General features: G+C 74.1%; 5 protein-coding genes. 1 reads left to right on the top strand and 4 read right to left on the bottom strand.

The features are described 5' to 3' along the window. Positions 1–104: 104 nt before the first annotated feature. The 4 genes from ACAX67_RS19360 to ACAX67_RS19375 all read right to left on the bottom strand — a co-directional run bounded on the left by ACAX67_RS19360 (position 105) and on the right by ACAX67_RS19375 (position 7,813). On the bottom strand, positions 105–230 hold the full coding sequence (locus ACAX67_RS19360; RefSeq protein ID WP_370705522.1) for a hypothetical protein: 126 nt from the start codon (positions 228–230) through the stop codon (positions 105–107). Between the two features lie 64 nt (positions 231–294). Continuing rightward, positions 295–2,004, bottom strand: coding sequence for an MmpA family trehalose lipid delivery protein (locus tag ACAX67_RS19365; protein ID WP_370705523.1), 1,710 nt, complete (start codon positions 2,002–2,004; stop codon positions 295–297). Further along, positions 2,001–3,764, bottom strand: a complete 1,764-nt coding sequence (locus ACAX67_RS19370) for a hypothetical protein (RefSeq protein WP_370705524.1) — start codon at positions 3,762–3,764, stop codon at positions 2,001–2,003. Before ACAX67_RS19370 ends, ACAX67_RS19365 begins: the two co-directional genes overlap by 4 nt. After that, positions 3,761–7,813, bottom strand: a complete 4,053-nt coding sequence (locus ACAX67_RS19375; RefSeq protein ID WP_370705525.1) for an alpha-(1->3)-arabinofuranosyltransferase domain-containing protein — start codon at positions 7,811–7,813, stop codon at positions 3,761–3,763. Before ACAX67_RS19375 ends, ACAX67_RS19370 begins: the two co-directional genes overlap by 4 nt. 133 nt (positions 7,814–7,946) lie before the next feature. Between ACAX67_RS19375 and ACAX67_RS19380 the strand changes: the two genes are divergently transcribed. Beyond that, complete coding sequence (locus tag ACAX67_RS19380; protein ID WP_370705526.1) at positions 7,947–9,260, top strand: lipopolysaccharide biosynthesis protein; 1,314 nt, start codon at positions 7,947–7,949, stop codon at positions 9,258–9,260. Positions 9,261–9,494: the final 234 nt, after the last annotated feature.

Raw genomic sequence — 9,494 nt, forward strand, 5'->3', positions numbered from 1 at the left:
CCCTCCCAAGCCGTCTGCATCACGACCCCGGCCCGCTCCCGAGGGACGAGGTCTTGAACTACCCGGCCGCCCGCATGCTCCCCAGCCGCGGTCGGCCGTCGCGCCTACTCGCTGGAGTAGGTGTAGAGATCCTTGTCGGCGACCGGCTTCTGGCCGTCGCTCGCGACGTTGACGCCGCCGACGAGCAACGCCCCAGCGGCCAGCGCTCCGACAGCCGCAGAAATAAGCATGTTCATAAGAAGGTCCCCTCCCAAAGACCTTTGCCGGGCCGGTGAACCGGCCCGTGTGATCGCGTCACCCGGAGTGACGCAGATCTCTCCCTGAACGGATTCTGACCGTCAGGGCAACCAAAAGCAAAACCAACGTAGCGGTGTGTCCGAGGCAGATCAGGACAATTGACCCGATTTTCCGTTCATTGTCCTCAACGCCGTTCTCAGGCACCCCGTCGACGTCCAGTCGCACCAGGGTCAGGCCGGCTCCGTCGTGCACCACTCGACCGGCCGGTACGTCGGTCTCGCCGGTCCCCTTCTCGACCAGCACCCAGTCGACGCCGGCGGCGCGGAGGGCTGCCGCGGGGTCCTCGAGCGCCAGTGCGTCGGCGACCTCGTCGGTGCGCGGGTCCTCGGCCGGCACGGTGCGGTCGTCGAGCAGCACGGAGTCGTCGACCAGCACCTCGCCGGGGAAGAACCGCGGGGCCGGGTCGAGCACGGCGCGCCGGTGGTTCCAGCCGAAGCCGCGGTAGCTGCCGTCCCAGGGCAGCACGACCACCCGACCGGGGTCGTCGCCGAGCAGCCCGGCGACGTCGGTCCACTCCCCCGGGTAGGTGGAGCGGTCCAGCTCGCCACCGGCGCCCCACGCGAGGACCGGGAGGAGCAGCACGGGTGCGACGACGAGGAGCCCGACGACGCCCCACAGGGCCTCCCGGCCACGGTCGACGTGCTCGCGCACCGCCGTGGCGGCTCCGGCCGCCCCGATCGCCAGCACGACCGCCAGCGGCGCGAGGAAGCGGTGGGAGTCGCGGAGGAGCGCCACCCCGGGGAGGTGCGCGGCCAGGGTCTCCAGCACGTCCGCTCCGCCGGGCACGGTCGGCGCCGCGGCGAGCAGCAGGGCGCCCACACCCAGCCCCAGCAGGCGCCGCCACTCGCCCTCCCACTCCCGCGTCGCGCGCCGGAGGCCGGCCACGGCGGCGACCGTCAGCAGGCACGACAGCAGCACCAGCGCCGTGCTCGTGCGAGCGCCGGGCAGGATCGACGTCTTCCAGATCCCCCCGAGGGACACCAGGCTCGCGAGCGCTCCGGCGCCGGACTCCGCCCGCGCGGCGAAGGCGCCGAAGACGCCGTCGGTCGAGACCGTCGCGGACTCCGCGGTGAACGCCGGCACGAGCCAGGTCAGGTTGGCGAGGATCGCGATCGCGCCGGCGACCAGCCAGGACCGCCGGTCGCGGGTGAGCCCGAGCACGACGAGCACCACCGCTGCCATCACGCCGCTCGACGGGCTGCAGACCGCGGCCGCGACGAGGGCGATCGCGGCCGGTGCCCAGCCCCGGCGCGGGTCCCGCCGGAGCGAGCGCGCGGCGAGCACCACCCACGGCAGCACGAGGTAGCCGAGCAGGATCGCCCACTGCCCGATGAGCAGCCTCTCGTAGACCCACGGGTTCCAGAGCAGCAGCGTGATGGCGGCGGCGCGGGAGTACCACGGGTGGTCGCGCACCGCACGGCCGATGCCGACGCCACCGAGCAGGAAGCCGCCGACGAGCAGGGCGCGCTGCACCCAGGAGCCCGGCACGACGTGGGTCGCCAGGGAGACGAGGGCGTCCATCGGGACCGCGCGCGGCAGTGAGCCGTCGAGACCGAGCCACGCGGCCTTCCAGGGCTGCTCAGGCACGAAGACCATGTCGCCGAAGAGCCAGTAGCCCGGACCGACCAGCAGCGGCCCGAACACGGTGAGCGCGAGCGCCGCGCTCCAGACGAGGTCGACCGTCGCGGCGCGCTCCGGGCGCCTCACGGCGCCTCCGGCAGGCCCGCGGCCACCTCGGTGACGCACACCGTCGAGGTGCCGTCGCCGCCCAGCTCGATCCGATCCACGTCGCCGGGAAGGTCGGGCAGCACCAGCCAGACCTCGTTCGGCCCGCGCCGCGCGAGGAACTTCTCCTGCCAGTCGCCGACGCCGACCGTGACCGTCGACTCCGCGCCGGTGTAGTAGCGGACCCGGAGCAGCAGCCGGCCGTCGACGGGCGCCCGGAGGCGGACGTCGACCGGCCCGCGGGACAGCGCGTAGCCGCAGTCGCGCGACGGGCCCCTCCGGCTCGAGACGAACCCCGCCAGCTCGGCCGGGTGGAGGGTGCCGTCCTCCCCCACGACCCGCATCCGGGCCGAGGGCTCGTCGAAGGCCGGCAGCTCCGGCAGGGGGCCGAAGATCACGGAGTAGCGGTTGTCGTCACCCACCAGCGGCAGCACCAGCTCGGGCGGCGCCGGACCGTCGAAGACCACCTGGGTCGGGTCGGCGGCCAGGCTGTTGCGGAAGTTGGTGACGAACGCGCGGTCGGCGACGTTCTGGAACTGCGGCACGAGGAGCGCGGTGCCGGCGACGGCTGCGACGCCGTACGCCGTCAGCAACCCGCCGACCGCGAGGCCCCTCCCGCGACGCGTGGTCGGCGCCGGCCACGCGGTCGACCCGCGCAGGCAGAGCGCCGCGCACAGGACGGCGGCGTGGAGCGTGTCGGAGGAGTAGCGCGGGTCGAGACCGATGATCGAGCCGAAGGCCGAACGGCCCGACAGGAGCAGGGCCAGGTCGGCGACGACGTAGCCGACGAACACGGCCACGCCCCACCTCCGGGCCGGTCCGCCCCGCCACAGCAGGAGCCCGATCACGGCGAGCACCAGCAGTCCACTGACGACCGTCACCCACGTGGCCGGCACCACCGCGCCACCCTGGACGTGCCCGGCCCACGGGCCGCCGACGAGCCCCGGCACGACGTTCTTCCCGACGTAGGCCCACGACACGTCGAGCTTCTGCGACGTCGTGCCGCCGCCGCCCTCCACATCGGTCAGCACCGCGTGGACCGCGAGGAAGCCGACGGCCGCGGCGAGCAGGGCGAGCCACAGCCACCGGAACCGCACCAGCGCCGCGGTGATCCGCCGCCAACCGCTCGCCTCGTCGGCGAGGGCGACCGCGACGCCGAGGAGCAGCGGCACGATCAGCACCGCGCGCTCGTGCCAAAGCAGGCCGGTCGCCGTCGCGAGGACGATGCCGGTCGCGTTGACGAGGCCGCGCCCGTCGCCCTGCCGCCACCTGATCAGCAACCAGACCGCGACGAGCGAGCAGAGCACGTGCGGCCACAGGAACATCGCGGCGCTCCACCACAGCGTCGGCACCAGCGTGATCGGTGCCCACGCGAAGACCGCGAGCAGCACGACCCGGGACCACCGTCCGCCCAGGAGCCGGGTCAGGATCAGCCACACCATCACGGTCGCCGCGAGGTCGACGGCCAGGATCGCGGTGGCGATCAGCGCCCAGTCGTAGGGCGCGTCGTGCGCCACCAGCCACAGCGCGAGCTGCTGGAACGGGTTCACGTGCCCGGCGAAGTCGGAGAACAGGTAGTCCCAGGTGAGGTCCGAGCGATAGGCCCGGCCGGTCATGTAGAAGTCGTCCTGGTTGAAGAACGAGCCCGCGAGCAGCCGGCCGCGCACCACGAGCATCACGACGACGACACCGATCGCAGCGGCGCCCTGGGCGCCCCGCCAGGGCGCGAGTGCCTTGCTCATGCCGCTCCCTCCGTGGGGACCGCCCGCTCGGGCCGCCTCTCGGGGAGGCCGGCGACGATGCCCACGGCCAGGCCGACGCCCAGTGCGGCGACGACGTCGGCTGCCGTCTCGAAGGCCGTGGGCCGGTCGAGGGCGTCGAGGAGGCCCGAGAGCGCGACCAGCGCCCCGCCCGCGACCGCGGCCTCCAGGCCCGCGCGGCGCGAGCACAACGCGCCGACGGCCACGCCGGCCGCTGTCACCGGGCCGAGGAGCACCAGCGAGGCGAGGAGGGCGAGTGCTGCCGCCGTACGCCCTGGGGCGGGTGGGTCGGGCCAGGCCGCCGGCACCACGGCGGGAGCCCCGCGTCGCCGTCGGGCGATGCCCGCCAGCAGGGCGATCACCAACGCCCCCACCAGCAGCGAGCCGCTCACCACGAGCCCGACGGGCAGCACGACGTCGTAGGTCCGCTGGGGTGCGTAGCGCAGCTCGACCGTCGTCTCCCCGCCGGCCGGCAGCAGCCAGCCCTGCTGCCAACCGTCGACCCGGATCGGCGTGAGCCGCTCGCCGTCGGCCTCGGCGACCCAGCCGTCGTTGAAGTTCTCGGGCACCGACAGCAGGGCCTCGTCGCCCGCGTCGACCACCGCGGTGCGCGTGGTGTCGTCCCAGCGTTGGACGTGCACCCCCCTCGACGAGGAGTACGACGGCCGCAGGCCCGGACTCAGGTCCAGTTCGGTCACGGCGAACTCGGCATTGGGCGCGGCGTGCACGCGGTGCTCCCCCGCGGCCAGGTGGAGCCGGATCGGCCGACCGGTCCGCTTGTCGCACGCCTGGAGTGCGAGCGGGCTGCCGTTGACGACGTCGGACATGGTGCCGGTCACCCGGGTGGCGACGGCTCGCCCGTCGACGTAGAGCACCGGGCCGAACCCGCAGACCGCGCCGGTCGTGGTCGTCGGGTCGAGCGGTCGGGTGACGTTCACGCCCCTGAGCCGGAGCTCGCGGACCGTGACGTGGCCGGCGCCGACCGCCTTCTCGAAGCGGACGGTGAGGCGGCGGGTCCGCACCGGGTCGATCGCAACCGTGGTGTCGCCGGCCAGCGCCACCTCCTGGGGCCGCCCGTCGGCGGTGACCACGGCACCGATCGGCGCGTCCTCGCCCGAGGCGACCTGGAGGCCCGTCACCGTGTGCGGGCGGCGCCAGGTGAAGGTGAGGGTCGGGTAGAGGTCGGCGTCGTCGGAGACCCACGCGGTCGTCGGCTGGCCGTCGTAGGCGAACCGGGCGGCCACACGCGGGTCCTCACCGAAGGCCGAGGATCCCGTGACGGGTGGCCGGCGCGCGACCTGGTCGAGCAGGTGGGCCGCCTCGGGCGTGCTCCGCGCCACGACCGCGCCCGTGATCGCGAGGTGCTCCGGGCCGGCGAGCGTGAAGGTGCGGTCGAGGCCGGACTTCTCCTCCGCCTCTCGGATCCGCACGACGTCGCAGTCGGGCGTGCCGAGCACCACCGAGCAGGCCCGCCTGCCCGGCGTCGTGCCGAGGTCGAGGGCGGCGTGCTCCGGCACGTCGCCGGGCAGCACCAGGGTCCGGTCCGGGGTCAGGCCGTCGACGGACACCTCGCGCAGCCCGACGCGGGCGCCGCGCGCGGCGGTCGCGGCGGCGACGACACGCACCTCGACGGAGCCCACCTCGCTGCCGTCGAGGGGTACGACGGCGGGCGCGCCGGTCGTGTTGACCTCGACGCGCTCGTGCTGGCCGCCGGCGACCACCTCGAGGGTCCGGATCGGTGCGACCGCCGGGTCGTCGGCCACCGGCGTCACGGTCACGCTGTGCACCGCGCGAGGCGCGTCGAAGGTCAGCTTCAGCCACTGCTCGTCGGGATCGCCCGCGACCGAGCTGACCCACTGCGTGTCGATGTCCCCGTCGATCGCCGCGGCCGGTCCCGACTGCACCAGCACCGGCCCGTAGTTGTCGGCGTAGCCCTGGGCGGAGGAGGCGGTGACCGACTTCAGGCCGTCGTACTCCGCCACGACCTGGTCCCCCGCTCCGCCGGGGCCGGCCGGGAAGTCGTGCACGGCCCGGTCGACGCGCCACGGCTCGTCGGCGGTCATGATCGCCGAGAGCGACTCGTCGTTGTTGCCGAAGGCCCGCTCACGCCGCTGGTCGTCGTCGGTGACGACGTCCGCGGCACCGTCCCAGCCCTGCTCCCCCTCGAGCACCGTGGGGGTGTCCGGTGCGACCAGGCCGCCGTCCTCGAGCCCGAGCACGCTCTCCGAGGCGCCGCGCACCGTCACGACGTCGTCGACGTCCGTGGCCCGCAGCAGCGGCAGGGTCTCGGGGACCTCGAAGACCTCCACGGCCGCGCCGTCGGGGGTGCGACCGAAGCCGGCGACGCGCTCCAGCCCGGCTCGCGCCAGCGAGACCGCCGAGGCGCCGGGGTGGGGCGAGCCGGTGACGTCGCGCAGCAGGTCGCGACGGATGACCACGTAGGTGATCCCGGCCCGGGCGAGCTCGCCGACGAGGGCTTCGGTGGCCTGGCCCGTCGCGATCTCCTGGTCGAGCGCCGAGAGGTAGCGGATCGACTCGCCGGGGATCAGCGGCACCTGGCTGCGGCTGACGACCGGCGACCGGCCGAGGATCGTCAGCGGCTCGTCGAGCGTCCAGCCCCAGTCCTGCTGCGCGAACCGCGACCCCGGCACGACCAGCGTGCGCCCTCCGTCGACACCGCCCGGCGCGTGCTTGGCGAGGTAGTCGCCGGCCTGCTGCCAGTCGGACGGGATTCGGTCCCAGCCCGGCGTGCGCGTGTCGCCCTGGAGGTAGGGCCGGCCGAGCACGAGCACCACCAGGAGGGGCGCGAGCAGGAGTGCCTGCTCGGCGGTGCGGAGCCGTGGCGCCCGCTCGATCGCGAGCTCGGTCGCCCGCGCGACCGCGACGCCGAAGCCGATCGCGAGGGGCAACCGCACGACCGGATCGATCTTGTGGACGTTGCGGAAGATCTGCAGGGCGCCGTCGAGCAGGCCGCGCACCAGGTCGGCCGCCGGGGCCCCCGCGCCACCGCCGTGCGCGATCGTCAGGCAGCCGAGGCCGAGGACGGCGGCGAGCATGAGGGGTCGGCGGAGCCCGCTGTCGAGCAGGCAGAGGCCCACCAGCCCCACCCCGGCGACGACCGCGGCGACCGCCACCAGCAGCGGGTCGGTGGCGAGGTGGAACGCCGCGGGCCACCAGGGGCGGTCGCCGGACACGAGGTAGCCGATCCACGACGAGTCACCGCGGGCGGCCTCCGACCACCCGATCAGCGCTGTCGTGTCACGCGAGCTCTCGACGTACTGGTAGAACGGCGGCGCGTGGCGGGCGAGCAACAGCAGTGGCAGTGCCCACCACACGCATCCCGCGCCGACCGCCGCGAACCACCCGACGGCCGCGCGCACCGAGGTGAGACCGCGTCGTACGCCCCAGACCACCAGGATCATCGCCAGCGGCAGGCAGGCCGCCGTCTCCACGGCGTTCACGCCGCCCATGCAGACCACGGCGGCGCCGCTCAGGACGGCCGCGCGGACCGGGGACAGCCGCCCGCGGAGCAGGAGCAGGACCACCAGCACCAGCCACGGCATCACGGCACCGGGCAGCGACTCGCCCGTCTGGACCGACACGGTGCCGAGGAGGCGCGGCGACAGCGCGAAGACCACGCCGGCCAGCAGCGCCGGCACGTCGCGCAGCCCGACGACGCGCGCGACCCGGCGCGCTCCCTCGCACGCCACGACCAGCAGCAGCGCCGACCACAGCCGCTGGCTCACCCATCCGGGCATGCCGATCGCATCGGTGAGGACGAACCAGGTGCCCTGCGGGAAGAGGTAGCCGTAGGCCTGGTTCTGGAACTCCCCGAAGTTCGACTCCGGGTGCCACAGCGTGAACGCGCCGGACAGGAAGCTGCCCGGGCGCTCGGTCAGCTCCGCCCGGGTGTCGTACGTCGTCGCGCCCGGCTGCTGGATGAGCATCAGCACCGTGACGACGGCATAGAGGCACGACGCGATCGCCGCACCGGTCGCGGACTCCGGCGCAGCCTCCCTCGTGTCCCGCATCGCCCCTCCTGACCCCTCACGCCGGGGCGGTGGTCACTGTATTCGGCGAGGGTCTGCGCCGCGGTATCCGCCGTGGATCGGCGGGACGGCGCCGGGTTCGTCGCGACGAGGTCTCCCCCTCTACCCTCGGAGGGTGACGAGCACGGTCGACCGCCCACGGCCGGAGGACACCCGATCCTCCGCCTCCGGCGGTTCCGCGCTCCTCCGCCTGCTCCGCAGCAGCGCGGGCATCGCCATCGCGACCGCCGTCATGAGCATCGGCACCTACGCGTTCCAGATGGTCGCCGCCCGTCTCCTCGGCCCCAGCGACTACGGCGCAGTCGCGAGCATGATGGCGCTGCTGATGGTGCTCTCCGTCGTGCAGCTCGGCCTCCAGGCGACGGCCGCGCGCCGCATCGCCGCCGCGCCCGAGGACGTCGGCGCCATCGAGCAGACGATCCTCGGCACGACCTGGCGCGCGGCGCTCGCGCTCGGCGCTCTCACGCTGCTCGCCTCGCCGCTCGTGTGGTGGCTGCTGCGCCTCGACGGCCTCCTGTCCGCCGTGCTGCTCGCGTTGTGCGTCGTGCCCGTCACCGTCATGGGCGGTCAGGCGGGCGTGCTCCAGGGCGAGCGCCGCTGGCTGCCGCTCGGCCTCGTCTACCTCTCCGTCGGCGTGCCGCGCGTCGTCATCGGCGGCGGCGCCCTGCTGGTCTCGGCGACCGAGGCGAGCGCGATCGCCGGCGTGCTCGTCGCCTCGTGGATCCCGGTGCTCATCGGCACCTGGGTGCTGCGCAACCGCGTGCACGCCGACATCGTCACCGCCCACGACCGCCACGTGCGCCGCGACGTGCGCCGCGAGGCCGCCGCCAGCTCGATCGCGCTGCTCGCCTTCCTCGCCCTGTCCAACCTCGACGTCGTCGTCGCACGCAACGTGCTCGACGACCACCAGGCCGGCCTCTACGCCGGCGGCCTGATCGTGACCAAGGCAGTGCTGTTCCTGCCGCAGTTCGCCGTGGTCATCCTCTTCCCGTCGATGTCGACCGCCGGCGAGAGCCGCGCCGCCGTGCTACGCGGCCTGGCCTTCCTCACGGGTCTCGGCGCCGCCTGCGTCGCCGGGACCTACGTTCTGAGCGACCTCGCGCTCGTCTTCGTCGGCGGCAGCGAGTACGACGACGTGCAGTCGAAGCTCTGGCTGTTCGCCGTGCTCGGCGGTCTGCTCTCCGTGCTCCAGCTCCTCGTCTACGCCGGTCTCGCGAAGCGCGGCCGCTCCACGAAGTACCTCGTCTTCCTGGGAGTCGCGGCCCTCATCGGCCTCGGCTCCCTTGCCGGCTCGCTCACCCAGCTCGCCGTCACCGTCGCCGCCGTCGACGTCGTCGTCGTCGGCCTCCTCGTCGCCCTCCAGGTCTTCCGCGGCCGCAGGGGCACCGAGACCCTCGCCGATCAGCCGCCCCGCGCGGCCGTCGAGTAGCCGCCCCACCGCTCGTCGAGTAGCCGTCGCGAGGAACGAGCGACGGCGTATCGAGACGCCGCGACGTACCCACCGGCCTAGTCTCCGGTGGCCGGTCCCAATTTTTGGATGACGGGGTTGCGCGCCGCTGGGGTCGAGGTGCGGTCCCCCGGGCCCTACCTCGGGTGGGAGGAGGCTTGAGGTGCTCCTGGTGGTGACGGACGCAGGAGTACGACGAGTAGCTGCCGCGAGGAA

Source organism: Nocardioides candidus, from assembly GCF_041321175.1.
Classification (GTDB): Bacteria; Actinomycetota; Actinomycetes; order Propionibacteriales; family Nocardioidaceae; genus Nocardioides.

Bases quoted from the DNA above. Each gene is read 5' to 3' on its own strand.
- ACAX67_RS19360 (WP_370705522.1), bottom strand. From the start codon at position 230: ATGCTTATTTCTGCGGCTGTCGGAGCGCTGGCCGCTGGGGCGTTGCTC.
- ACAX67_RS19370 (WP_370705524.1), bottom strand. From the start codon at position 3,764: ATGAGCAAGGCACTCGCGCCCTGGCGGGGCGCCCAGGGCGCCGCTGCG.
- ACAX67_RS19375 (WP_370705525.1), bottom strand. From the start codon at position 7,813: ATGCGGGACACGAGGGAGGCTGCGCCGGAGTCCGCGACCGGTGCGGCG.